The 22515-nt window shown below is 71.1% G+C and carries 22 protein-coding genes and 3 pseudogenes; 16 read left to right on the top strand and 9 right to left on the bottom strand.

Annotated elements, in window-relative coordinates; translation table 11 throughout:
- Positions 1 to 21: 21 nt before the first annotated feature.
- Positions 22 to 891: a menaquinone biosynthetic enzyme MqnA/MqnD family protein gene (locus OG309_RS21600; RefSeq protein ID WP_329423091.1), complete on the bottom strand. Its 870-nt coding sequence runs from the start codon at positions 889 to 891 to the stop codon at positions 22 to 24.
- Positions 892 to 1186: 295 nt separating this feature from the next.
- Between OG309_RS21600 and OG309_RS21595 the strand changes: the two genes are divergently transcribed.
- On the top strand, positions 1187 to 1390 hold the full coding sequence (locus OG309_RS21595; RefSeq protein ID WP_046908818.1) for a cold-shock protein: 204 nt from the start codon (positions 1187 to 1189) through the stop codon (positions 1388 to 1390).
- A gap of 114 nt (positions 1391 to 1504) precedes the next feature.
- On the opposite strand, the gene OG309_RS21590 is transcribed toward OG309_RS21595, so the two are convergent.
- The gene (locus OG309_RS21590; RefSeq protein WP_329423090.1) at positions 1505 to 2335 is read right to left on the bottom strand and encodes a M23 family metallopeptidase; all 831 of its coding nucleotides are present in this window, start codon (positions 2333 to 2335) and stop codon (positions 1505 to 1507) included.
- A 130-nt stretch (positions 2336 to 2465) separates the two neighbouring features.
- On the opposite strand from OG309_RS21590, the gene OG309_RS21585 reads away from it, so the two are divergent.
- The 8 genes from OG309_RS21585 to OG309_RS21550 all read left to right on the top strand — a co-directional run bounded on the left by OG309_RS21585 (position 2466) and on the right by OG309_RS21550 (position 12634).
- Positions 2466 to 2882 (top strand): J-domain-containing protein, encoded by a 417-nt coding sequence (locus OG309_RS21585; protein WP_329423089.1) that lies wholly within the window; start codon positions 2466 to 2468, stop codon positions 2880 to 2882.
- 107 nt (positions 2883 to 2989) lie between these two features.
- On the top strand, positions 2990 to 6376 hold the full coding sequence (locus OG309_RS21580) for a hypothetical protein (protein ID WP_329423088.1): 3387 nt from the start codon (positions 2990 to 2992) through the stop codon (positions 6374 to 6376).
- Positions 6377 to 6508: 132 nt separating this feature from the next.
- On the top strand, positions 6509 to 8617 hold the full coding sequence (locus OG309_RS21575; RefSeq protein WP_329423087.1) for a serine/threonine-protein kinase: 2109 nt from the start codon (positions 6509 to 6511) through the stop codon (positions 8615 to 8617).
- 157 nt (positions 8618 to 8774) lie between these two features.
- Complete coding sequence (locus tag OG309_RS21570) at positions 8775 to 9158, top strand: hypothetical protein (protein WP_329423086.1); 384 nt, start codon at positions 8775 to 8777, stop codon at positions 9156 to 9158.
- Positions 9158 to 11221 (top strand): hypothetical protein, encoded by a 2064-nt coding sequence (locus OG309_RS21565; RefSeq protein WP_329423085.1) that lies wholly within the window; start codon positions 9158 to 9160, stop codon positions 11219 to 11221. The genes OG309_RS21570 and OG309_RS21565 overlap by 1 nt, the downstream gene beginning before the upstream one ends.
- The gene (locus tag OG309_RS21560) at positions 11218 to 11742 is read left to right on the top strand and encodes a hypothetical protein (protein WP_329423084.1); all 525 of its coding nucleotides are present in this window, start codon (positions 11218 to 11220) and stop codon (positions 11740 to 11742) included. The genes OG309_RS21565 and OG309_RS21560 overlap by 4 nt, the downstream gene beginning before the upstream one ends.
- A 91-nt stretch (positions 11743 to 11833) precedes the next feature.
- Positions 11834 to 12340: a mycothiol transferase gene (locus OG309_RS21555; protein ID WP_329423083.1), complete on the top strand. Its 507-nt coding sequence runs from the start codon at positions 11834 to 11836 to the stop codon at positions 12338 to 12340.
- 84 nt (positions 12341 to 12424) lie between these two features.
- Complete coding sequence (locus OG309_RS21550) at positions 12425 to 12634, top strand: hypothetical protein (protein ID WP_329423082.1); 210 nt, start codon at positions 12425 to 12427, stop codon at positions 12632 to 12634.
- A gap of 103 nt (positions 12635 to 12737) precedes the next feature.
- On the opposite strand, the gene OG309_RS21545 is transcribed toward OG309_RS21550, so the two are convergent.
- From OG309_RS21545 to OG309_RS21530, 4 genes are all read right to left on the bottom strand, one after another.
- Complete coding sequence (locus tag OG309_RS21545; protein ID WP_329423081.1) at positions 12738 to 13004, bottom strand: hypothetical protein; 267 nt, start codon at positions 13002 to 13004, stop codon at positions 12738 to 12740.
- The gene (locus tag OG309_RS21540; protein ID WP_329423080.1) at positions 13001 to 13867 is read right to left on the bottom strand and encodes an isocitrate lyase/PEP mutase family protein; all 867 of its coding nucleotides are present in this window, start codon (positions 13865 to 13867) and stop codon (positions 13001 to 13003) included. The genes OG309_RS21545 and OG309_RS21540 overlap by 4 nt, the downstream gene beginning before the upstream one ends.
- A gap of 162 nt (positions 13868 to 14029) precedes the next feature.
- Complete coding sequence (locus OG309_RS21535; RefSeq protein WP_329423079.1) at positions 14030 to 14563, bottom strand: hypothetical protein; 534 nt, start codon at positions 14561 to 14563, stop codon at positions 14030 to 14032.
- Positions 14564 to 14675: 112 nt separating this feature from the next.
- Positions 14676 to 15092, bottom strand: a complete 417-nt coding sequence (locus OG309_RS21530) for an ATP-binding protein (RefSeq protein ID WP_329423078.1) — start codon at positions 15090 to 15092, stop codon at positions 14676 to 14678.
- Between the two features lie 90 nt (positions 15093 to 15182).
- On the opposite strand from OG309_RS21530, the gene OG309_RS21525 reads away from it, so the two are divergent.
- From OG309_RS21525 to OG309_RS21515, 3 genes are read left to right on the top strand one after another with little or no spacing between them, the layout of a single operon-like run.
- Positions 15183 to 16046, top strand: a complete 864-nt coding sequence (locus OG309_RS21525; protein ID WP_329423077.1) for a helix-turn-helix domain-containing protein — start codon at positions 15183 to 15185, stop codon at positions 16044 to 16046.
- The gene (locus OG309_RS21520) at positions 16043 to 16288 is read left to right on the top strand and encodes a DUF397 domain-containing protein (RefSeq protein ID WP_329423076.1); all 246 of its coding nucleotides are present in this window, start codon (positions 16043 to 16045) and stop codon (positions 16286 to 16288) included. The genes OG309_RS21525 and OG309_RS21520 overlap by 4 nt, the downstream gene beginning before the upstream one ends.
- Positions 16285 to 16920 carry an HAD-IA family hydrolase gene (locus OG309_RS21515; RefSeq protein WP_329423075.1) on the top strand — a complete coding sequence of 212 codons (636 nt, stop codon included), beginning with the start codon at positions 16285 to 16287 and terminating at the stop codon, positions 16918 to 16920. Before OG309_RS21520 ends, OG309_RS21515 begins: the two co-directional genes overlap by 4 nt.
- On the opposite strand, the gene OG309_RS21510 is transcribed toward OG309_RS21515, so the two are convergent.
- Positions 16910 to 17272 carry a MerR family transcriptional regulator gene (locus OG309_RS21510; RefSeq protein WP_329423074.1) on the bottom strand — a complete coding sequence of 121 codons (363 nt, stop codon included), beginning with the start codon at positions 17270 to 17272 and terminating at the stop codon, positions 16910 to 16912. The two genes, OG309_RS21515 and OG309_RS21510, sit on opposite strands and share 11 nt — an antisense overlap.
- A gap of 66 nt (positions 17273 to 17338) precedes the next feature.
- On the opposite strand from OG309_RS21510, the gene OG309_RS21505 reads away from it, so the two are divergent.
- A complete protein-coding gene (locus tag OG309_RS21505) occupies positions 17339 to 18475 on the top strand; it encodes an alkene reductase (RefSeq protein WP_329423073.1) in 1137 nt (378 codons plus the stop codon).
- 487 nt (positions 18476 to 18962) lie between these two features.
- Positions 18963 to 20234 (top strand): low temperature requirement protein A, encoded by a 1272-nt coding sequence (locus OG309_RS21500; protein WP_024756399.1) that lies wholly within the window; start codon positions 18963 to 18965, stop codon positions 20232 to 20234.
- Positions 20235 to 20285: 51 nt separating this feature from the next.
- Here OG309_RS21500 and OG309_RS21495 read toward each other — a convergent pair.
- Positions 20286 to 20435: pseudogene (locus tag OG309_RS21495) on the bottom strand (IS701 family transposase); the annotation flags it as partial.
- A 149-nt stretch (positions 20436 to 20584) separates the two neighbouring features.
- Here OG309_RS21495 and OG309_RS21490 point away from each other — a divergent pair.
- On the top strand, positions 20585 to 21373 hold the full coding sequence (locus OG309_RS21490; protein WP_024756398.1) for a class I SAM-dependent methyltransferase: 789 nt from the start codon (positions 20585 to 20587) through the stop codon (positions 21371 to 21373).
- Positions 21374 to 21518: 145 nt separating this feature from the next.
- A pseudogene (locus OG309_RS21485) lies at positions 21519 to 21914 on the top strand (IS701 family transposase); the annotation flags it as partial.
- A 226-nt stretch (positions 21915 to 22140) separates the two neighbouring features.
- Here the strand turns inward: OG309_RS21485 and OG309_RS21480 are convergent.
- A pseudogene (locus tag OG309_RS21480) lies at positions 22141 to 22508 on the bottom strand (hypothetical protein); the annotation flags it as partial.
- Between the last annotated feature and the right edge of the window lie 7 nt (positions 22509 to 22515).

The following is a 22515-nucleotide window of genomic DNA, read 5'->3' as shown; positions in this document are numbered from 1 at the left end:
ACGGGAGTGTGACGACAGGCCCTAGCGGGCCGGTTCGAGGAGTTCCACGCGTACGTCCGCGGGGAACCCGGTCGTCGGGCCGGTCCTGCGGGCGAACTCGCGGACCCCGGCGAGCTGCTCGGGCCCGAATCGGAAGTCGAGCGTCCGGAAGTACCGCTCCAGGAGCTCCGCGTCGAAGGCCTCCCAGCGGGCCGCCTGCTCGGCCACCTTCGCGACCTCCTCCAGGGAGAGGTCGCGCGAGGCCAGGAAGGCCCGGTGCACGTCGTGGACGGTCTCCGGCTCGCGGGCCAGGAAGTCCTTGCGGGCCGCCCACACGGCGAAGACGAACGGCAGCCCCGTCCAGTCCTTCCACATCAGCCCCAGGTCGTGGACCTGGAGCCCGAGCCGCGGCGCCTCGTGCAGGGAGGCCCGCAGCGCGGCGTCGCCGATCAGCACGGCCGCGTCCGCCTCCTGCATCATCAGGCCGAGGTCGGGCGGGCACGTGTAGTAGTCCGGGCGCACGCCGTACCGCTCGGCGAGCAGCAGCTGCGCCAGGCGCACGGAGGTGCGCGAGGTGGAGCCGAGCGCCACCCGCGCCCCGTCCAGCTGGTCCAGGGGCCGCTGCGAGACGATCACGCAGGACATGACGGGCCCGTCGCAGCCGACGGCGATGTCCGGCAGGGCGACCAGGTCGTCCGCGTTGCGGAGGTACTCGACGAGGGTGATCGGGCCGATGTCGAGGCCGCCCCGCACCAGCTGCTCGCTGAGCTTCTCCGGGGAGTCCTTCGTCAGCTCCAGATCGAGGAGCGTTCCGGTACGCGCCAGGCCCCAGTAGAGGGGAAGGCAGTTCAGGAACTGGATGTGCCCGACACGGGGCCGGCTGCGCTGGTGGTCATCGGTTGCATTGTCCACATCGCGAGGCTAGCCCCGTCTCGTACGGTGGACGTCGCCGGGGCACGCATCGGACATCCGTCCGAACTCGCGAGGGCACCCGCGTCAGCCCGTCAGAAGCGCGTCAAACATGAGAGTGACGTGATCTTTCCCTCTACCGCTTCGACCACGCTGCGTGCTACGCTCAGCGCAAGTTGCAGTTTGGTTTCCCTTGCAGTACAGAGCCTGCGGAGCATGTAACCCGCAGGCTTTTGTAGTTTTCAGACTTGGTTGCAGGTTCTGGAGCAGGGCGACCCTTTGGCCCATAGGAGGGCTCATGGCTACCGGAACCGTGAAGTGGTTCAACGCTGAAAAGGGCTTTGGCTTCATTGCCCAGGAAGGCGGCGGCCCGGATGTCTTCGTCCACTACTCCGCGATCAACGCCTCTGGCTTCCGCTCCCTCGAGGAGAACCAGCAGGTGAACTTCGACGTCACGCAGGGCCCGAAGGGTCCGCAGGCGGAGAACGTCACCCCGGTCTAAGTTGACCCGGGTCGACAATCGCGATCTCTAGAGCTGTACCCAAGGAGCCCCGCTCCGTGCGCGCCCAGCGCACGGAGCGGGGCTCCTGCCGTTCCGGCGGCGGACGCCGGGACCTCAGCAGTCGGGAATCACGTTCCCGCTGTTGTCCCGCGCCTCGTCGTTCCCCCAGCGCGACAGGTAGTAGGCGGACACGTACGCCCCGCGTCCGTTCTTCCCCGGGTAGACCGTGTCCAGGTCCGTCCTCAGCCACCAGTGGTTGACGTTGCCGGAGCCGTCGCGGATCTCCTGGCCCCAGACCTTGCAGGAGACGTAGTTGGTGCCGGCCCTCAGCACGCCCTGGGCGTCGTTCGTGTTCGCCTGCGCGTAGCCGGTGGCGTCGGCGAAGGTGTCGACCCAGTACCTCCCGCCGCCGCCCGAGCATCCGTTGTCGCTCGTCAGGTACTTCGCGTAGTACGAGCCCGGATAGGGCGCGAGCGAGGCCCCGTTGATCACGATGCTCTGGCCGACCCCGTTGTAGAGCTGCTCGTAGTGGATGTGCGCGCCCGAGCTGTTGCCGGTGGAGCCGGTGACGCCGATCTGGCGCCCCTGGTCCACCCAGGCGCCGTCGGCGACGGAGTAGGCGCTGAGGTGGAAGTAGTACGTCTTCCAGCCGCCGCCGTGGTCGACGACGACGTAGTTCCCGGCGCCGCTGGGCTGGGAGTAGCGGTACGCGGTGCCGGAGGCGGAGGCCAGCACCGGCGTCCCGGCCGTGGTCCCGCCGTCCGACCGGACGAAGTCCAGGGCCTGGCGGACCTCGGCCGAGTGGTGGCTGTAGGTCCACTGCTGGCCGCAGGGGAAGGGCGCCTTGAAGTTGGGGGCCGCCTGGGCGGGAGTGGCGACGAGGACGGTGAACAGCCCGGCGAGCAGGGCGAGGAGGCCGCCGAGGGCGGTGGTTCTGGAACGCATGCGTTGCTCCGGTGGGTGGGGCCAACAAGGGTCGACGCGCGTTGAACGCGGACAGCGTGCCCGAATTCCGCCCCCCGGAGAAGTCCGCCACCGCCCCATGTACGGCCCGGCGGATACGTAGTCTGGACACATGACCGAACGGAAACCGCCTGGCGTCAGCTTCGAGTCGTTCGTGGACAAGCAGATCCGCGAGGCCGCGGAGCGCGGGGAGTTCGACCGCCTGAAGGGCTTCGGCAAGCCGCTGGAGAACGACACCGCGCCGTACGACGAGCTGTGGTGGGTCAAACAGAAGATGCACACCGAGGGCGCCTCCGTGCTGCCCCCGTCGCTGACCCTGCGCAAGCAGGCCGAGGACGCGGCGGAGGCGGCCCGCGCGGCCGTCTCGGAGACGCAGCTGCGCCGGATCCTGGGCGAGATCAACACGAAGATCGCCGCCGCGCTGGCCCGGCCGCCGGCGGGGCCGCCGCTGAACCTGACGCCGTTCGACGTGGACGCGATGGCGGCCCGGTGGCGGGCGGAGCGGACGGGCCCGTCGGGGGCTTCTTGAACCGGTTCGATTAGGATCACCCGATCCGGGGGGTGACCGGGGGGCCCTGCGGCGCGTGGGCGCGGCCGGGCGTGGTCCCCTCCCGCGTACGAGGAGGGGATCCATTCATGCGTCACACTCCGCGCGCGCTCTCGCGCGCCGCACTCGCCACCGCCACGGTCCTGGCCGCCACGACCGGCCTGACCGGCGTGGCCGTCGCCGAGGACCCGGACCCGCTGCCGTCCACCGAGGGGGTGGTGATCCCGGACCCGGGGCGGTTCGTGCCCCGGGTGGCCCGGGTCGAGTCCGCGGGCCCCACCGGCTTCCTGCGCTACGAGGAGGGAACCAAGGGCGGGATCTGGACGGACCTCGCCACCGGCGCGGACCGCAACCTGGGGACCGCGAGCACCGGTGCCGTCCGCCACTCCGGGCGGGGCGCCACCTTCTTTCCCGGCTCCGCGACCGAGCAGCGCCGCGTGGAGATCCAGGACATCGCCGCCGGCACCCGGAAGGCCGTGCCCGTCCCGGCGGACCAGATCTGGACCGGCGCCTTCGACGCCGACACCGTCCTGACCTACGCCGAGAACGCCGACGGCACGATCGCCGGACTCCACCTGCGGAGCGAGGCGGCCGACGGCCAGGTCACCGACCGGCCGGTCACCGGCCTGGGCGAGACCGGCAAGGTGTGGGTCGTCGCCCAGGACCTGCGGGGCGTCCTCCTGACCACCCAGGCGGCGACCGGCGGCCCGTTCGCCTCGTACCTCCTCGACTACGCGACCGCCGCCCTCACGCCCACCCTCCCGATCCACCGGTACAGCCCGGCGGTCCTGGGGGCGGACCGCATCCTGGTGGCCCCGGACTACCACTCGGTGCTCACCGTCCCCCGCGACAACCCCACGGCCACGCCCGTGACGACGCCGCTGCCGACACGCCAGCCGAACGAGACCGGCTTCGGCGAGCACGCGGTGATCGGCGACTGGATCGTCACCCGCCGCGAGGTGACGACCGGCGAGGCCGTCGGCACCAGGCTCTGGGCGGTCCCCATCGGCGGCGGACCGGCCAAGGAGCTCCTGCCCGCCTCGGTGGACAGGCTGACCGTCGCGCCCGACGGCAGCGTCATCGTCGTCGGCGGCAGCGGGGCGCAGGACTGGGCCGCGCACCGCATCACCCTCGGTGAGGACGGGACGCCACGGCTCACGAAGGTACGGGACATCGCGCCCGTGCCGGTGACCTACGACCGCCTCGACATCGCCGGCGGCCGGGTGGACTTCCGCTCCGACAGCGGCCCCAAGGAGGCCGTCTACGAGGTCGACGTCGACGCCCCGACCGAGGTGCGGCGGCTCGCCGAGCCCGACGGCGTCGACGGACTGCGGGCGCTCGGCGACGGGCGGAGCGCCTACCTCCACGGCAGCTCCGCGATCTCGCCCACCGGCGACGGCACCGCGCGACAGGTGAACTTCCCCCCGGCCACCCGCCTGGCCGACGCCGCCGGCCGCTTCGTCATCGCCGAGCACGAGGACAAGCAGTACGTCGGCGACCTCGGTGAACGCCCCGGCACCGAGGCGAAGGTGCTGCTCACCCTCCCCCGTACCGCCGCCGCGGTCTGGGGCACCACCCTCTGGAAGCCCACCGCGACCCCCGGCAAACTCAGCCGGTACGACCTGGTCGGGAACTGGAACTCCGTCGACCTCGACCTGCGCACCGGGTGCACGCCCACCGAGCTCCAGGTCGTGCAGAGCTGGATCTACTGGGCCTGCGGGCCCGAGGGCAAGGCCGGGGTGTTCAACCAGTGGGGGGCCACGAACGTGTCCGTCCCGGTGGGCGAGGCGGTGCTCGGCGACGGGTACCTCGTGCGCCGGGACAACGCGGCCGGGAAGCTGCTGCTCACCGACGCGCGTACCGGCAGGACCAGCGAGCTCGCCGACGTCCCGGTCATCACCTCCGGGTCGGGCCGGTGGAAGGACTGGGCCGTCGACAAGTACGGCGGCGGCGTCGCGTACGTGGACGAGCGGAGCCGGATCCACGTGGTGCCCACCGGCATCGCCCCGCAGCCGGTCAGCGCGATCCACGCCACCGTCGACCCCTACCTCAACGCCGAGTCCACGTCCGCGCAGAGTCGCACCTGGGACGCCCGGTGGCGGCTCTCCCGCCCGGTGGCGCAGTGGAAGGTGGAGATCCGCAACCGCTACTCCGGGAAGCTGGTGCGGACGCTCACCGGTGCGGGCGGCCCCGCCGCCACCGTCACCACCCAGTGGACCGGCCAGGACGACGAGGGCCGCGGTGTCACCCCGTCCTCGTACACCTACCGCCTCCTGGTCGCGCCCTGGAAGGGCGACGCCTTCGTCGACGTGGCGGGGGCGAACGGCACGTTCGACGCCAGGAACACCCTCCTGACCACCCTGCCCGGCCGCTACCTGCCGCTCCGGCCCCAGCGCATCCTGGACAGCCGCACCGGCCTCGGCACGCCCAAGGGCAAGGTCCAGCGGTGGCAGAACGTCGTCCTCCAGGTCGGGGGCGTCGGCGGGGTCCCGGCCACCGGGGTCACGAGCGTCGTGCTGAACGTGACGGTCGCCAACCCCACCAAGCCCGGTGACATCAAGGTGACGCCGTCCCTCGACGACTACTCGGCCGGCTCGCACCTCAACTTCACCGCCGGACAGACCACGTCCAACCTGGTGGTCGTCCCGGTCGTCGACGGCAAGGTGCGGATCTTCGTCAACACCGCCGGCACGGCCGACCTCGTGGCCGACGTCTCCGGCTACTACACCGACGGCTCCGGCGGCTCCGCCTTCCGGCCGCTCACTCCGACCCGCTTCATGGACACCCGTTCCGGCACCGGTGTGCCCCGGGCCAAGATCGGTCCCGGCGGCACGGCCCGGCTCCAGGTGACCGGCGCCCGGGGCGTCCCGGCGGACGGGGTCACGGCCGTCGTCATGAACGTGACGGCGACCAACGCCACCGCGTCGACCTTCGTCACCGCCTACCCGGACGGCACCGCCCGCCCGGACACGTCCAGCGTGAACGTCCCGGCGGGCCGGACCGTCGCCGGCACGGTCGTCGTCCCGGTCGTCGGCGGCAAGATCGCCTTCGCCAACCGGTTCGGCTCGCTGGACCTCGTCGGTGACGTCGTCGGCTACTACACGAGCGGTGAGGGCGTCGCGTTCACCGGCATGACGAACCGCCGCTTCATGGACACCCGCACCGGCCAGGGCGTCCGCAAGGGCGCCGTCGGCCCCGGCCAGTCCGTCACCCTCCCGGTGGCGGGCGTCGGCGTGGTCCCGGCGGGGGCCAAGGCCGTCGTCCTCAACGTCACCGCCACCCAGCCGACGCGGGCCGGCTTCATCTCGGTCCACCCGTCCGGGCAGCCGCGCACCAGCGCGTCCAGCCTGAACTTCCAGGCCGGGCAGACCGTGCCGAACATGGTCGTCGTCCCCGTCGTCGACGGGAAGGTGACCTTCTACAACCACTCCGGCAGCGTGCAGCTGATCGCCGACGTGCAGGGTTGGTTCGCGTAAGGAAAGCGTGTCGATCGGTGCCTCTGGAAACCAAGTGGGCTCCCGAGGCGTCCACTTGACGCGTACTCATCTAACCTGAGCGCGTTCGGCCGACCACCGGGCAGTGTCACGACCAGGGGGAGTCAGACCGTCATGAGCGGCGAGAGTGGCAAGCGCGACAGGGGCGGCAGCGGCATGGAGCCGCTCGCCGTCGGCGATCCGCGGCTGATCGGGCCGTACCGGCTCCTCGGGCGGCTCGGCTCCGGCGGCATGGGCCGGGTGTTCCTGGCCCGGTCCGAGGGCGGGCGGACCGTGGCCGTGAAGGTCGTGCACGAGGAGCACGCGCAGGACCCGCAGTTCCGGGCGCGCTTCCGGCGCGAGATCGAGGCGGTGCGGAAGGTCGGCGAGCACTTCACCGCGCCGGTCCTCGACGCGGACCCCGAGGCCGAACGCCCCTGGGTGGCCACCGGGTTCGTCCCGGGGCCCTCCCTGGAGCAGGTCGTACGGGAACACGGCCCGCTGCCCGCCGACTCGCTCCTCGCGCTCGCCGGCGGGCTGCTGCGCGCCCTCCAGGGCATCCACGGGGCCGGGATCCTGCACCGGGACCTCAAGCCGTCCAACGTGATGCTCACCGTCGAGGGCCCCAAGGTCATCGACTTCGGCATCGCGCGTGCCCTGGAGCCCTCCGTCGAGTCGCTGCTCACGAGCACCGGCATGGTGGTGGGCTCCCCCGGGTTCATGGCGCCCGAGCAGGTCCGGGGCGAGTCCCTGGGCCCGGCCGCCGACGTCTTCGCGCTCGGCTGCGTCCTGATGTACGCGGCCACCGGGCGGCTCCCCTTCGGCCACGGGGCCAGCAACCAGCACGCGATCATGTTCCAGATCGTGGAGGCCGAACCGGAGCTCGACCGGATCGCGTCCGAGCCCCTGCGCGCCTTCATCGCCCGCTGTCTGATCAAGGACCCGGCCGGCCGCCCCGGCATCGACGCCCTGCTCGCCGATCCCGCGCTGACCGGCGGGGAGGGGGAGGCCGGGGAGAGCGGAGCCGCCGGGGAGGCGGTGGCCGGCGGAGAGGCCGGAGCCAGCGTGGACGCCGGGGGTGCCGGGGACACCGGGGACTCCGCAGCCGCCGACGCCGCCGAGGCGCCCGGAGCCGCCACCCCGCCCAAGCCCGCCCCCGCCCCCTGGGAAGACGCCCTCGCCGGGGGCGCCTGGCTGCCGCCCGTGCTCGTCGCGCGGCTCGCCCGGCAGGCCGCCCGGCTGCTCGACGTGGAGGCGCTGTCCGAGGAGCTGGCCCAGGAGGCCCGCGAGGCCCGGGAGGCGGCTGCCGGGGCGTCCGACACCGGCACGCTCGGGCTGCGCCCGCAGGCCGCCGCCGACGCCACTCCCGCCACCCCCGCCACGCCCGCGCCCGCCGCCCGCGAGCCGCGTCGCGCGTCGCGGATCTGGGCCGTCGTGGCCGCCGTCTTCGTCGTCCTCGGCATCAGCGGCACCGTCGTCCGGCTCATCGACAACGACCCCGACCACCGCGACCTCCAGGGCGCGCCCGGCACGACCAGCACCGCTCCCCCGGGCACCGCCTCGGGCGGCCCGTCGAGCGGGGCCCCGTCGGCGGGGCCGAGCAGCGGTGGTCCGGCCCCGACGAAGGCCGTGCCCCCGCCGGGCGTCGCCGACACGGCGGGCGCGGGTGGCGCGGGCGGCGCGGGCGGCGCGGGTGGCGCGGGCGGGGGCGGCGGCTCGGTCTCCGGGGGCGCGGGCGGGGCCGTGGGCGGCTCCTCCGGCGGTACGGGCCCGTCCGGCGGCGGCGGGTCCTCGACCACCACCTCCGGCGGCTCGTCCACCACCACCTCCGGCGGCACGACGACCCGGCCGCCCGCCACCACCGCCCCCCAGCCGAAGCCCCCGGCCACCACCGACAACCGCATCCCGTCGGCCTTCGTCGGCACCTGGAAGTACACGGCCCAGTTCAACATCGACCAGCCGGCGACCGTGTACATCTACCGGGTCGCCCCCGGCCAGATCGCCGCCAAGATGGTCAGCGACTCGCAGAGCGGGTTCCACTGCGAGTACGTCACGAAGCTGGTCTCGATCAGCGACGGCGGCAGCCGTATCAACCTCGGGACCGGGATCATCGACCGGGCCCGCTCGCACAGCCTCTGCCAGAACACCGACCCTTCCTACTTCGCACTCGCCACTCCGACGGGTCTGCGGCATGACGTGGGACCCTCGCACGGCGAGGGCTACCACTACGAGAGGGCCAGCTGAGGAAACGTTTCCGATAGCAATATGCTGGGTTCGCTCACGTCGGTATGCCGTGCATCTGCACGTCGTACACCGGTACTTGGAACCACACGGGGGTCTTGTGTCATTCGACGAGGAATGGGCCGGCATCAGGTCGGCCGCGCATGAGGATCGGGCGGCGATGCAGCTCGCCCACGTCGACATCGACGGCGACGGCGGCTCCGCCCAGGGCGGCGATCTGAGAGTCGAGCAGACGGACCTGGCGGCCGTCGGGGACGCCGCCTTCAAGCTGCACACGCGCCTCGGCACCGAGGGCGACCACGCGAAGGCCAGCACGCAGGAGGCCGGCACCGCCATGAAGGCGGACTTCGCGCTCGGCCCGGCCCTCACGACCGTGGCCGAGAAGTGGAACGAGCAGGTGAACACGCTGCTCGACGCGTGCGCCCACATCTCGAACCACCTGGAGTACTCGAAGAAGACGCACGCGGACGACGAGCACTGGATCGCCACCCGCTTCAAGTACGAGCAGCTCGACAAGGGCTTCGAGGAGAGGGCGGGCCACTGATGGACCTCGACGCACTCAGGTTCGCCGACTTCTCGAAGCTGGGCACGTCCGCCGGCGACTGGGACGCCATGGCGAAGAAGCTGTGGGAGCTGGAGTCGGACGCCCGCGACAACCTCGGCGGGAAGGCGCAGAAGGCCGACTGGAAGGGCGTGAACGCCACCGTCACGCGGGAGTTCATCGGCAAGACGGCCAAGGAGTTCGCGGACGCCGCCACCCAGGCGACCAGCATCGCCAACATCCTCCGCGACACCCACGGCGAGCTGGACGGCTACAAGAAGCAGCTGAACGAGACGATCAGCCAGGCCCTGACCCGGAACCTGACGGTGGTGGGGACCGGTGACGGCGGCTTCACCGTCACCATGAACATCCACCCCGACCGCGCCGCCAAGGGCACCACGGTGCCGGAGCACACCGAGGCCGACGCGATCAGCCTGCGCAACGAGGTCCAGAAGATCCTCCAGCAGGCCACCGAGAGCGACACCACCGCCGCGCAGGCGCTGACGATGCTGGTCAGCCAGACCCCGTACGGCTTCTCGGACGCCGCCTACTACGACCGGGACCGGGCCGCGCAGGCGATGCAGGACGCGGAGCGGATCGCGAACCTGCTGAAGACCAAGGGGGACGACCTGTCCCCCGAGGAGTTCGACCGGCTCAACAAGGACCTCGCCGCCTACAAGGACGACCGCCTCTTCCAGGAGAAGCTGGCCACCACCCTCGGCCCGCGCGGCGTCCTCGACTTCTGGGCGGACCTGTCCGACGGGTCGGACGGCGGCAACCTCCAGCGCGCCCGCCTCAAGGAGCTGGGCGACTTCCAGCAGAACCTCTCCCTGGTCCTGGCCGGCGCGACCCAGTCGGACAGTCCCGCGATGCGCACGTGGGAGAACGACATGGTGAAGCTGGGCGAGGAGCGCATCCAGACCCGCGGCGCCCACGTGTACGGGTACCAGCTGATGAGCAACCTGATGCGCACCGGCAACTGGGACGACCGCTTCCTCAACGACTACGGCAACGCGCTCGTCGCGACCGAGAAGAAGATGAAGCTGCCCGACCACTACTGGAACGCGGGCACCCCGCCGACGCCGAAGATGAACTTCATCGGCGAGGACTTCGGCCGCGACCCGATGACCGGCTTCATGAAGGGGCTCGCCGCCAGCCCGGACGCGGCCACCGAGTTCTTCAACGCCACCCAGCCGGACGACAACGCGAAGTACGTCCTCGGCGACCGGCACACCTTCGACGACACCCCGCTGAACCACAAGGACGGCAACTCGGCCTGGGACGCCACCGGCGCCGCACTGGCCGCCGCCGCGACCGGCATGAACCCGAACGACCCGACCGCCCCGCAGGTCGACCTCACGCCGGAGCACCGGCAGGTCCTGGACCGCTCCCTGGAGTACCTGTCGGCGCGCGGCGACGACATGCCGTCCGAGATGCGCGACGACATGGCGAAGGTCCTCTCCCGGCACAGCGACGTCGTGCACCACTCGGCGAGCTCGCTGTCCGCGGACGCACAGGACCCGCGCCAGCTGGACCGCAAGCAGCTCCTGGAGGTCACGAAGCAGATCTCCCGCGACCAGGACGCGTACGGCGTGCTGAACGACGCCATGAACCGGGAGATCCTCAGCGACATCCACACGGATCACCCGAGCGACCCGAAGGAGACCCTCCAGCGCGGCGGCGCCACCGTCGGCTTCCTCGAAGAGGCCCGCTACCAGGCGCTGAAGACCGACAAGGAGGACCCGTCGTGGAACGCCAAGTGGCTGTACCACGGCTTCGGCGGGGCGGCGAACTTCATCCCGGTCCTCGGTGACGCGGCCCAACGTGGTGTCGACGCCCTCGCCTACCAGTGGCAGCTGGACGAGCAGGCCCGCATCGAGAAGGGCATCCAGGAGCAGAACGGCAAGACCTTCGACTTCCGGGAGAACCAGCTGCGGGCCCTGTCGCAGGAGTGGGCGAAGGCCAACCCCGGCGGCACCAACAACGCCTACACCCTGGAGAACGAGATCAACCTCTCCGCCCTGAACGGCAACAGCCGGGCCAAGGGCCTGGCGGGCGACCAGTGAGGCGAGGCGCGCTGACGGCCCTCGCGGTGGTCGCCGCCCTGGCCGCGGCCGGCTGCGCGAAGGGGACGGAGCAGAAGGAGTACGCGACGCCCGCCGCGCTGTGCGGGGTCACCGTCGACCCGGCCGTGCTCCGGCCCGTCCTGGTCCCGGGCAAGGAGGTCGCCGTCTCGCTCGCGAACGCGCCCTCCGGGGGCACCGGTTGCGCGGTCTCGGTGGACGGCAAGCGCGTCCTGGCCCTGGAGAACACGCCGGGCCCCGCGAGCCTCGACTACCGGGCCACCTGGACGTGGCAGATGCCGCACGGGACGGCGGTGGGGATCGGCGACGAGGGCCGCGCCACGGACACGCTCGTCAGCGCGGCCCGCAGGTGCACGGTCGGCACCGAGAAGGCCGTGTTCGTCTCCCGCGCCGAACGCTTCACCTCGCAGGGCGGTGACGCGGCCGCCCGCAAGGAGGCGCTGACCCGCTTCATGACCGCCTACTTCCCGGCCGCGCAGAAGGCGGCCGGCTGCACGGCCTGAGCCCGTCGGCCGGGCGCCGTTCGGGTGAATTCCGCCCGTCCGGCGCCGGTCGGGGCCCGGCAGCGCGCCGCCGGACCGCGAGTCTGGCCCCATGAAAAGCGCCGACCTGCTCCTTGACGCGTTCGCCCGGATCCAGGAGACCGTGCACGAGGCCGTCGAGGGCCTGTCGGAGGACGACCTGACCGTACGGGTCGACGCCGACGCCAACCCGATCGCCTGGCTCGTGTGGCATCTGACCCGCATCCAGGACGACCACGTCGCCGACGCGTTCGGCACGGAGCAGATCTGGCACAGCGAGGGCTGGGCCACCCGCTTCGGCCTGCCCTTCCCCGAGCCGGACACCGGCTACGGCCACACCAGGGAGCAGGTCGCCGCCGTCCGCGCCCCCGGGACGCTGCTCCTCGCCTACCACGACGCGGTCCACCTCCACACGCTCGCCCACGTCGGCTCCGTCACCAACGCCGAGCTCGACCGGATCGTCGACACCCGATGGGACCCGCCGGTGACCCTGGGTGTCCGGCTGGTCAGCGTGATCACGGACGACAACCAGCACGCCGGGCAGGCGTCCTACGTGCGCGGAATCGTCGAACGGCGCTGACGGCGCGCGCGGCTCCACCGCGCGCTCCTCCCTCTCCAGGGTCACGTTCCGTGACCGATCCCGCCCGGCGTCCGTTGACCGGGCATGAACCTCACCACGATCGCCCGCGCGATCGCCGCCGCCGTGACCCTGACCGGCGCGGCCTTCGGCCTGGCCGCCCAGTCGGCCCACGCCACCACCCCCGCGACCCCCGCCGCCGACGCCTCCGCGGCCGCCGTCACGCACCACGTCGCGGACGGGCCGGAGCCGGTCGAGGTCGGCGAGGACGGGAAGCCGGACCTGACGGAGGACTGAGCCCCGCACGCCCCGCACGACGTGACGGAACGGCCGGACACCACGAGGGAGGTGCCCGGCCGTTCGCACGCCGTCGGTCGCCGTCGGTCGCCGTCGGTCGCCGTCAGGCGTCGTCCGAGGCGCCGACGGCTCCCATCAGCGCCTGGATCGCGTCGATCGCGCTGCCGTCGTGGTCGCTGCCGACGGTGCCGCTGCTGCCGTACTGGAAGTTGGCGGCCCGGTCGACCTCCAGGACCGAGTCGGCCTGGGAGTTGTCGATGACGGTGACCAGGCTGCCGCCCGCGGCGGCGGGCGAAGCGGCCGCCGCGAGGAGGACGGCGGCCAGGCCGAGCGCCTTGGCCGGACGTGCGCCGCGCGGGCGGGGGATCACACCCCCACCCGCTCGGGGGCGTCGCGGTGGCGGGCGATGTTCCGCTCCAGGAGCCGGGTAGAGGCGGCGACGCCGACCCCGTCGGTCGCGTCGAAGACGGGCAGCCGTCCGTCGGCCTGCTTCAGTTCGGAGAGGGCGGAGTCCATGGCCTGGTGGGCGGCGAAGAGGCAGGGGGTGCTGTAGATCGCCACGTCGACGCCCAGCTCGGAGAGCTCGCCGAGCGAGAGCCGGGGGGACTTGCCGCCGGCGATCTGGTTGAAGAGCAGCGGCTTGCCCCCGACGACCTCGCGGATGCGCCGGATCCACTCCACGCTCCGAACGCCGTCGACGAGGACGACGTCCGCATCGGTCGCGGCGAGGCTCTTCGCCCGGTGCAGGATGTCCTCCTCGTCCGTGGCGTCCGTACGGGCCACCACGACCATGTCCCGCCGGGTCGCGAGCACCATCTCCAGCTTGGTCAGGTACTCGTCCAGCGGCAGCACCTGCTTCCCGTCCGCGTGACCGCACCGCCGGGGCCGCTTCTGGTCCTCCAGGATGACCCCGGACGCCCCGATCCGCTCAAGACGCTCGACGACGTGGCAGGCCACCTCGGGGTCGACGTAGCCGTCGTCGATGTCCACGAGCAGGTGCTGCCCGGGGAACGCGCCGCGCAGCCGCTCCACGAACGCGACCATGTCCGGCCAGGCGATGAACCCGATGTCCGGCAGCCCGTAGTACGAGGCGGCGAAGCCGAACCCGGACACGAACATCCCGTCGTAGTGGTCGGCGGCGACGGACGCCGAGTACATGTCGTACACGCCGATCAGGGGGGTCGTGCCGGGGGCGGCGATCTGTTCGCGCAGTCGGTTTCCGTAACTGGTCAACGCCTGACTCCTGGTCGTCTCGGGGAAATCGGAAGGGCGCGGATCGCCGCCGCAACACGACGACCCTTTACCAAAACCAGATGATTTCCTGAGAGAACCGAGGATCTTCCGATACGGGCGCTTTACTCACTCTCCAGGCGTAGCGCATTCACCACAGAAACGTCACTGGACGCGGACCCCGCCGTCGGGCGAGAGCGCGGCGAGCTCCCAAGCGAACATGCCCGAGGCTCCGTTCACCCCCGCGATGTCCAGCTTCAGCTCCTCCGGGGCGTCCACCACGACGCGCTGTGCGGCCGGTGCCCCGTCGCAGCGCACGGTCCGCGCGGGACCGCCCGAGGCGACGACCTGCACCGATCCCTCGCCGACGCAGGCCACGTAGAGCTGGTACGGCCCCTTCTTGAGCCGGGTGAGGTGGTGCAGGCCCTCGGCGACCCGTTCGAGCCCGGACTCGACGAACTGCGGCCCGTCCGGGTCCTCCATGGCGTCCGCCTCCCCCGGGGCGAGCAGCTCCAGCGCGGCCTGGGCCCTCGTGCCCTGGGCCGCCTCGACCTCGGCCGCGCGCTTCGTCGCCGATGCGGAAGCCGAGGCCGACGGGGCGCCCGCCTTCGGCGATCCCTCCGTACACCCGGCGGCCAAGAGCGCCAGGACCGCCAGAGCCGTACCCGTCACGAGCTTCGCGGCACGTCGATCAGCCATACCCACAGTTCCCCCCGAACACTTGAGCGTTGCCGCGACCGTAACCGCACCGGGCGGCCGGATCGAGCGCCCGAGTGATCCTCAGAGGAAGAATTGAGGTACCGCACCCGCCTCAGACGCGGACCGTCGCCCACACCGTCTTGCCGACGCTGCGGCTCTTCACCCCCCACGCCGTGGCCAGCGCGCCGACGAGGTGCAGCCCGTAGCCGTGCTCGTCGGGATACGGGTCGGGAGCGGGCTCGCGTTCGCCCCGGGCGTCCGACACCTCCACCCGCACGTGGTCGCCGGCCGGCGTCAGCCGTAACTCGAAGTCCCGCCCCGGCACCCGCCCGTGGGTCACGGCGTTGCTCGCCAGCTCGGCCACCACGAGCTCCGCCGCGTCGGTCTCCGTCACACCCCAGTCGAGCAACTGCTGCACGGCCAGCAGCCGCGCCAGGCGTGCGCCCCGGCGCGTGGCGGAGAAGCGTTGCGCGAACTCGCCACCCGACTCACCGGAAGGGGTGGTCGGTGGGGTCATTTCCGTCTTCATGACCCCGAGCCTGGGGCCCCGGTCGTACGCTGACCAGGGGCTTCACCACGACGCTGAGTAGCGGTACGAGCACGCCAAAGGGCGGTACGGATGTCGGGGAACGAGGAGGAGCGGCCGGAAAGGCCCTCCGAAGTCGACGGTACGGCGCACCTGTTCAGGGCGCTGGGCAAAATCATCAAGGTGCTGCGCCGCAACGCGGGCATGAGCCAGGCGGAGCTCGCGGAGGCGACGCACTGTAGCGAGGACCTGGTCTCGTCGGTGGAGCGCGGGGTCCGGACCCCGCAGCCGGACTTCCTGATCCGGGCCGATCCGGTGTTGGGGGCGGACGGGGTGCTCATCGCGGCCGTGGACGACGTGCGGGAGGCGTTGGCGCGGGCGCGCACCCGACACCCCGACTGGTTCCAGGACTTCGCCAAGGCGGAGGCCGAAGCGGTGGCGCTGCATTACTACGCGGTGCAGGCGGTGCCAGGGCTGTTGCAGACACCCTCGTACGCGAAAGCCGTGTACGGCCACCGTCGCCCCGTGTGGGACGAGGAAACGATCGAGGGGCGCGTGGCCGGCAGGCTCGCCCGACAAGCGATCCTGGACAAGTGGCCTGCACCCACGATCAGTTTTGTCCTCGAAGAGGCGATTCTGCATCGTCCCACCGGCGGCATCGATGTCCATCGAGAGCAGCTGCTCCGCCTACTGGAAATCGGCCGCCGCCGCACCATTCACCTCCAGGCGATGCCGTTCGGGCGAACGGAACACCCCTCACTGGATGGCTCCTTCACCCTCCTGACCCCCAAGGGCCGAAGGGAGGTCGCGTACACAGAAATCTACGGTCACGCACGGCTGATCACCGACCCGGAACTCGTACGCCAGTACACCGAGCGCTATGGGATCATCCGGGCACAGGCACTCACGCCAAACGAGTCCCTGGACTTGATCGAGAAGATGCTGGGAGAGCTATGAGCACCGCGGATCTGGCCTGGTTCAAGAGCAGCTACAGCAGCGGCGAGGGCGGCGAGTGCGTCGAGATCGCCTACGACTGGCACAAGTCCAGCTACAGCAGCGGCGAAGGCGGCAACTGCGTCGAGGTAGCCGCCCACCCCACCACCGTCCACATCCGCGACTCCAAGAACCCCCACGGCCCCCAGCTCGCCGTGACCCCCTCTTCCTGGGCCGCGTTCCTGGACGTAGCATCCGGCGCGTGACCAGCAAGAACTTCGTTCTCTTCGACGTGGACGGCACCCTCATGGACGCCGTCGCCAACCAGCGCCGCGTCTGGCACGAGTGGGCCGCGCGGCACGGGCTCGACGGGGACGAGGTGTACGCGGTGGCGCTGCGGACCCGCCCCGTCGAGACGTTCGCGGCCGTGGCGCCGGGAGCCGACCCCGACGAGTGCCTCGCCCTCCTGCACGCCCTGGAGGACGAGGACGTGCGGACGGGGACGTACTCCGCGTTCGACGGCGCCGCGGCCCTGCTGACCGCACTGCCGGAGGGCCGGTGGGGTCTGGTGACGTCGAACTACGCGCACCGGGTGCGGGGGCGCTTCGAGCGGACCGGGCTGCCGGTGCCGGAGCTGCTGGTGGACGCGGCCTCGGTGAGCGAGGGCAAGCCGTCGCCGGTGCCGTACCTGCGGGCCGCCGAGCTCCTGGGCGCGGACCCGGCCGACTGCCTGGTGATCGAGGACGCCCCGTCGGGCGTGCGGTCGGGCCGGGCGGCCGGGATGACGGTCTGGACCGTGAACACGCCCGAGCCGGCGGAGGGTTCGCACCGGCACTTCGCCACGCTCGCAGAGGCCGCGCCGGAGATCCTGGCGCGGGCGGGGGCCGTCAGACCCTGACGGTCGCCGCGTCGATGACCTCGTCCAGGACGTCACGGGAGCGGACGAGGTCGAGGATCATGCGGTCGATGCGGTCGCGCTCGACGACCAGCTCGTCGACGAGCTCGGCGGTGGTGTGCTCGGTCGGGCCGCCGTCGGCGTCCCGCATGCAGGGGAGCAGCATCGCGATCTTCTTGCTGCCGAGCCCGGCCGCGTACAGCGCCTGGATGCGGATGACGCGGTCGACCGCCCAGTCCCCGTAGGCGCGGTGGCCGCCGGGGGTGCGCTCGGAGCGCAGGAGGCCCTGCTGCTCGTAGTAGCGCAGGGAGCGCTCGCTCACCCCGGCCCGTCGTGCCAGCTCGCCGATCCTCATGTGCCGCCCCCGTACACGTCGTTCACGCTTGAATCTGACATTGATGTCAGGATCTACGGTACCGGCATGACGCAGAACACGAGCGGATCCCGCCTCTTCGAAGCCACCCACCTCGGCCCCCTCCCCCTCGCCAACCGGCTGGTCATGGCACCGCTGACGCGGAACCGCGCGGCTGCCGACGGGGTCCCGACGCCGCTGATGGCCACGTACTACGCGCAGCGCGCCACGGCCGGTCTGATCGTCGCGGAGGCGACGACGCCGAGTGCCGTCGGCCAGACGTACGCGCACATCCCCGCCCTGTACACGGACGCCCATGTGGCGGGGTGGCGGCGGGTGACCGACGCCGTACGGGACGCGGGCGGGCGGATGTTCGTGCAGTTGCAGCACGGCGGGCGGGTCGGGCACCCCGACACGAGCGGGGCCGTGCCGGTCGCGCCGTCGGCGGTCGCGCTGCCGGAGCCCATCCACACCGCCGACGGGCCGCGGCCGGCCGTCGCGCCGCGCGAGCTGACCATCGACGAGATCGGCGCGACCGTGGCGGACTTCGCCGCCGCCGCGCGGCGGGCCGTCGACGCGGGCTTCGAGGGGGTGGAGGTGCACGCGGCCAACGGCTACCTGCTGCACCAGTTCCTCGCGAAGAACACGAACCTGCGGACGGACGGGTACGGCGGCACGGTCGAGAACCGGATCCGCTTCGCCGTGGAGGTCGTCACGGCGGTCGCGGAGGCGATAGGCCCGGAGCGGGTCGGGGTGCGGATCTCCCCCGGGGTCGGCGTCAACGGCATCGAGGAGGGCGACACCGAGGAGCTGTACCCGGCGCTCGTCGCCGCGCTGGCGGAGCGGGAACCCGCCTACCTGCACGTGGTGTTCGCCGATCCGGAGCAGCCGCTGTTCCAGGAGATCCGGAAGGCCTGGCCGGGCGCGCTGATCGCGAACCCGGTGCTCGGCTGGGGCGGCCCGCTGCCGGCCGACGGCGGCCGGGCGGCGGGTGAGCGGCTGCTGGCCGCCGGGGCGGACCTGATCTCCCTCGGGCGTTCCTTCCTCGCCAACCCGGACCTGGTGGGCCGGATGCGCGCGGGGGCTCCGCTGAACGCCGTACGGGAGCAGTACCTGATGTACACGGGCGGGGCGGCCGGGTACACCGACTACCCGGCCTGGGACGCGGACGCGGAGCCGAAAAGTCCGACCAGTGTGACCAATTAGCTCGTTCGTGCAAGATGGGCCCAATCCGTCGTAAGAGCGGGCGAAGTACCTGGATGATCTTGGCCGAGGTGCCTCCGCCCGGCGTCACGTTCGGCCCCGGGCGTCTTCCACGATCCCGGAGGATCCATGCGACACCCTGTCTCCCGCCTGCGCACGCGCGTGCTGGCCGTGGGGCTCGCCCTAGGCCGTGTTTTAGAACTCGCCGACCTGCCTGGTTGGCCGTCCGGAGAAGTCACGCGGCGAGATACCGCTCGGCATCGAGGACGGCCCGGCAGCCGGAGCCTGCGGCCGTGCTGCTGGCAGACGCCGACGGGCACGTCAGGGACCGAGCACAGAGCTACGTCCAGGAGAGACCCCTGCCCGAATAGCCACATGCCGCGATGCTGCTGGGGCCGAGCGGGTAGAGTGTTTCACCCTTGTCGCCGGAGAACTCTGCGTCGGCAGTGCGGCCGGGCGGGCAGGGACAGCGTCAGAAATACTGCTGCACATGAATGATTCCCCACCCACCGGCAAGCTCGGTCTGTCGCGACGGCTGGTCCCCATGACCGGCCGTGACCCGGAAGAGCACGGCCGGGTCTCCTCGCCGCTGGAGCTGTTGTTCGACCTGACGTTCGTGGTCGCCGTCGGCACGGCGGCGTTCCAGTTCGCCGAGATGGTCGCCGGGGGGCATGCCGGCCAGGCGGTCATCGCGTTCGTCCTGGCGATGTTCGCGATCAGCATCGCCTGGATCAGCTTCAGCTGGTTCGCCTCTGCATTCGCCACCGACGACTGGCTCTACCGGGCCGTGACGATGGTGCAGATGATCGGCGTCGTCGTCTTCTCGCTCGGCCTGCCCGCGATGTTCCACTCCGTCGAGGAGGGCGGCCACCTCGAACTACGTGCCATGGTCATCGGCTACGTCGTGATGCGGATCGCGATGGTGCTCCAGTGGTGGCGCGCCGCCCGGCAGTCCCCGTCGTTCCACGACGTGGGCATGGCGAACATCCGCTGGACGGTGATCGTCCAGGCCGGCTGGATCGTCGTGGCCTTCGTGCCCATGCCGAACGGCGCCGTTTTCGCCGCGTTCGGCGTCCTGGGCGCCCTCGAACTCGTCCTGCCGGTGCTTACACAGGGCTCCGCGGGCGGCACGCCCTGGCACCCGCACCACGTCGCCGAACGGTATGGGCTCTTCGCGATCATCGTCCTCGGAGAGGGCGTCGTCGGTACGGTCGCCTCCTCCGGGGACCTCCTGGGCGGCGGGGACGGCACGCACTGGACCTGGAACGCGATCGCCGTTGTCATCGCCGGTGTGGGCCTGACCTTCGGTATGTGGTGGATGTATTTCCTGACGCCGTTCGGCGACATCCTGGCGCACCGCCGCGGCCGCGGATACCTCTTCGGCTACGGTCACATCCCCCTGTTCATCGGCGTCGCCGGAGCCGGCGCCGGGCTGCACGTGGCAGGCCTGTACATGGAACACCACGCCAAGATCTCCGGCACCGCCGTCGTCCTCGCCCTCGCTCTCCCAGTCGGCCTCTACATGCTGATGGTCTACCTCCTGCACACCCTGCTGCTGTCCACGGCAGACCGCTTCCACATCCTTCTGGTCGCCCTCACCATCGCCGTACTCCTCGCGGCAGTCCTCCTGGCCGCCGCCGGCGTGTCCATCGCGGTGTGCCTGCTCGTGGTCATGCTCGCGCCCTTCGTCACCGTGATCGGCTACGAGACGATCGGTCACCGCCATCAGCAAAAGATGCTGCAAGAACTGGGTGCGCAGTAGGCAGAGCGCCATCTGCACCGGGCCTAGTACTCCAGCCGTAGATCGTGATCTTCATGGCTGGGCGGCTGCTTGCCGTCGGTAGTGGCAGTCGCGGGCGCCGGCCTGGTGTCGGCGTCGCCAGTGTGACCAGCGGAGTCGGTGCGCGAGGTCGTGGGCCCGGCTGGTCAGGGTGGTGAACAGGCGTTGGATCTCGTTGCAGGTCGGTATGGACCGGGGCCGGCCTGTGGCGTCGGCTGCACCGGGCGGTGCTGGACGAACTCGGGAACGAACGGCTCGTTGGATCTCGAAGGATGTGAGGGCCGTCGGGAGCGGCCCGGAACTGAACTGGTGGAGCACACGTCTCCCGCACCATGATCTCAAGTGAGCGCCAAGAGCACGCGATCTCCACCAAGCTGGTCTCGCCGTCCGCAGTGAGTGCGGAACCGTCGAAGACCAACGACTACAACAGCTTCGCCGAGGCGTACGCGGCCGCAAACGAAACCAACCTGGTCAATGCCTACTACGAGCGGCCCGCGATGCTGGCCCTCGCTGGAGACGTGGCCGGCCGACGGATTCTCGACGCCGGCTGCGGCTCGGGGGCCCTGTTTGCCGCGCTGCGCGACCGTGGCGCCGTTGTGAGTGGCTTCGACACGAGTGCCGGGATGCTGGAGCTGGCTCGGCGGCGGCTCGGCGACGGTGCGGACCTGCAGGTGGCGGACCTGGGCAGCCCGCTTCCTTACGCTGATGACACATTCGACGATGTAACGGCGTCCCTGGTGCTGCACTATCTGGAGGACTGGGGGCCGGCGCTGGCCGAGCTGCGACGCGTACTCAGGCCCGGCGGTCGGCTGATCGCATCTGTCGACCATCCCTTTGCCATCAACCTCATACACCGCGAGGCCGGTCGCGAGGCCGAGCACAACTACTTCGACACCACCAAATGGACCGTGGAGTGGACCATTGGCGGCCATACCGCCCTGGTGAGCAGGTGGAACAGGCCGCTGCACGCGATGATCGAGGCTTTCATCGGGGCCGGTTTCCGGATTACGGTCATCAGCGAGCCGGAGCCTGATCCCGCCGCCCGCGAGATGTTCCCCGAGGCCATCGCGGCCAAGCCGCGCTTCCTGTGCTTCCTGTTCTTCGTCCTGCAGGCCGACTAGTACTTCAGCCGTAGGTCGTGATCTTGCTGGTCGGGGCCGGTGCGGAGACGGCTGCGGCCACCGTTGATCATCGTGAGTTGTGTCGACCAACGAAGATCAGGCGGTGGCCGCAGGTCACAGCGTAGTGCCTGCCCGGTGGCGGTCGATGTTCGACCAGCTGACGGGCCGTATCGCGGGCCGGTTCCCGCGGGTCGAACCACGCCGCAACGCAACGGCGTTGGTGCTGGGCCTGCTGGCGGACCTGCCAAGGAAGAACTGCTGGACGCTGGCCGAGCACGCGGGCGACTCCACCCCGGACGGCATGCAGCACCTGCTGCACCGCGCGAAGTGGGACGCCGACGCGGTCCGCGACGACGTACGCGCCTACGTGGTCGCGCACCTGGCCGATGACGAAGCCGTGCTGGTGGTCGACGAGACCGGCGACCTGAAGAAGGGCACCGCCACGGTCGGCGTCCAGCGCCAGTACACCGGCACGGCGGGCCGGATCGAGAACTCCCAGGTCGCCGTCTACCTCGTCTACTCCGCCGCCTGCGGGCATGCCGCGACCACCCCGCCCCCGACGACCTGATCCCCTTGACCTGCAACGAGATCCAACGCCTGTTCACCACCCTGACCAGCCGGGCCCACGACCTCGCGCACCGACTCCGCTGGTCACACTGGCGACGCCGACACCAGGCCCGCGCCCGCGACTGCCACTACCGACGGCAAGCAGCCGCCCAGCCATGAAGATCACGATCTACGGCTGGAGTACTAGGCCGTGTTTTGAACTCGCCGACCTGCCTGGTTGGCCGTCCGGAGAAGTCACGGGCGGCCATCCAGATGGTGAGGTCGCGGGCAATGTCGTTGATGCTGGTCGCTGTGGTGATCTCGTGCTCGTTGCGGGTGGTATCACGGCGGACGATCTCGTAGCCGCCTTCGTCCAGGACGGCCACGGAGGCGAACCAGAGGGGGTCTTCCTCGTCGGGCTGGACGACCACGAAGGTGTTGTCGGAGTCGTTGAGGTCGCTGACCATCATGAACAGCGCGTCCTCGGAGGGGTCGTCGACGCGGTCGCCGTTCTCGCTGTCGGCGCCGTAGTACTGAGCCCCCATCGTTGCTTCTCCCTCGCCTTGTTCCCCCTGGTCGCCGTCAGCATGGCATGC

Source organism: Streptomyces sp. NBC_01268, assembly GCF_036240795.1.
Classification (GTDB): Bacteria; Actinomycetota; Actinomycetes; order Streptomycetales; family Streptomycetaceae; genus Streptomyces.
The sequence above is the reverse complement of the archived record's forward strand: the minus strand, read 5'-3'. Positions and strand labels throughout refer to the sequence as shown.

Excerpts from the sequence above, each read along its gene's own strand:
- OG309_RS21595 (WP_046908818.1), top strand. The coding sequence starts at position 1,187 with ATGGCTACCGGAACCGTGAAGTGGTTCAACGCTGAAAAGGGCTTTGGC.
- OG309_RS21590 (WP_329423090.1), bottom strand. The coding sequence starts at position 2,335 with ATGCGTTCCAGAACCACCGCCCTCGGCGGCCTCCTCGCCCTGCTCGCC.
- OG309_RS21585 (WP_329423089.1), top strand. The coding sequence starts at position 2,466 with ATGACCGAACGGAAACCGCCTGGCGTCAGCTTCGAGTCGTTCGTGGAC.
- OG309_RS21580 (WP_329423088.1), top strand. The coding sequence starts at position 2,990 with ATGCGTCACACTCCGCGCGCGCTCTCGCGCGCCGCACTCGCCACCGCC.
- OG309_RS21575 (WP_329423087.1), top strand. The coding sequence starts at position 6,509 with ATGAGCGGCGAGAGTGGCAAGCGCGACAGGGGCGGCAGCGGCATGGAG.
- OG309_RS21570 (WP_329423086.1), top strand. The coding sequence starts at position 8,775 with ATGCAGCTCGCCCACGTCGACATCGACGGCGACGGCGGCTCCGCCCAG.
- OG309_RS21565 (WP_329423085.1), top strand. The coding sequence starts at position 9,158 with ATGGACCTCGACGCACTCAGGTTCGCCGACTTCTCGAAGCTGGGCACG.
- OG309_RS21555 (WP_329423083.1), top strand. The coding sequence starts at position 11,834 with ATGAAAAGCGCCGACCTGCTCCTTGACGCGTTCGCCCGGATCCAGGAG.
- OG309_RS21550 (WP_329423082.1), top strand. The coding sequence starts at position 12,425 with ATGAACCTCACCACGATCGCCCGCGCGATCGCCGCCGCCGTGACCCTG.
- OG309_RS21535 (WP_329423079.1), bottom strand. The coding sequence starts at position 14,563 with ATGGCTGATCGACGTGCCGCGAAGCTCGTGACGGGTACGGCTCTGGCG.
- OG309_RS21530 (WP_329423078.1), bottom strand. The coding sequence starts at position 15,092 with ATGAAGACGGAAATGACCCCACCGACCACCCCTTCCGGTGAGTCGGGT.
- OG309_RS21525 (WP_329423077.1), top strand. The coding sequence starts at position 15,183 with ATGTCGGGGAACGAGGAGGAGCGGCCGGAAAGGCCCTCCGAAGTCGAC.
- OG309_RS21520 (WP_329423076.1), top strand. The coding sequence starts at position 16,043 with ATGAGCACCGCGGATCTGGCCTGGTTCAAGAGCAGCTACAGCAGCGGC.
- OG309_RS21510 (WP_329423074.1), bottom strand. The coding sequence starts at position 17,272 with ATGAGGATCGGCGAGCTGGCACGACGGGCCGGGGTGAGCGAGCGCTCC.
- OG309_RS21505 (WP_329423073.1), top strand. The coding sequence starts at position 17,339 with ATGACGCAGAACACGAGCGGATCCCGCCTCTTCGAAGCCACCCACCTC.
- OG309_RS21500 (WP_024756399.1), top strand. The coding sequence starts at position 18,963 with ATGAATGATTCCCCACCCACCGGCAAGCTCGGTCTGTCGCGACGGCTG.
- OG309_RS21490 (WP_024756398.1), top strand. The coding sequence starts at position 20,585 with ATGATCTCAAGTGAGCGCCAAGAGCACGCGATCTCCACCAAGCTGGTC.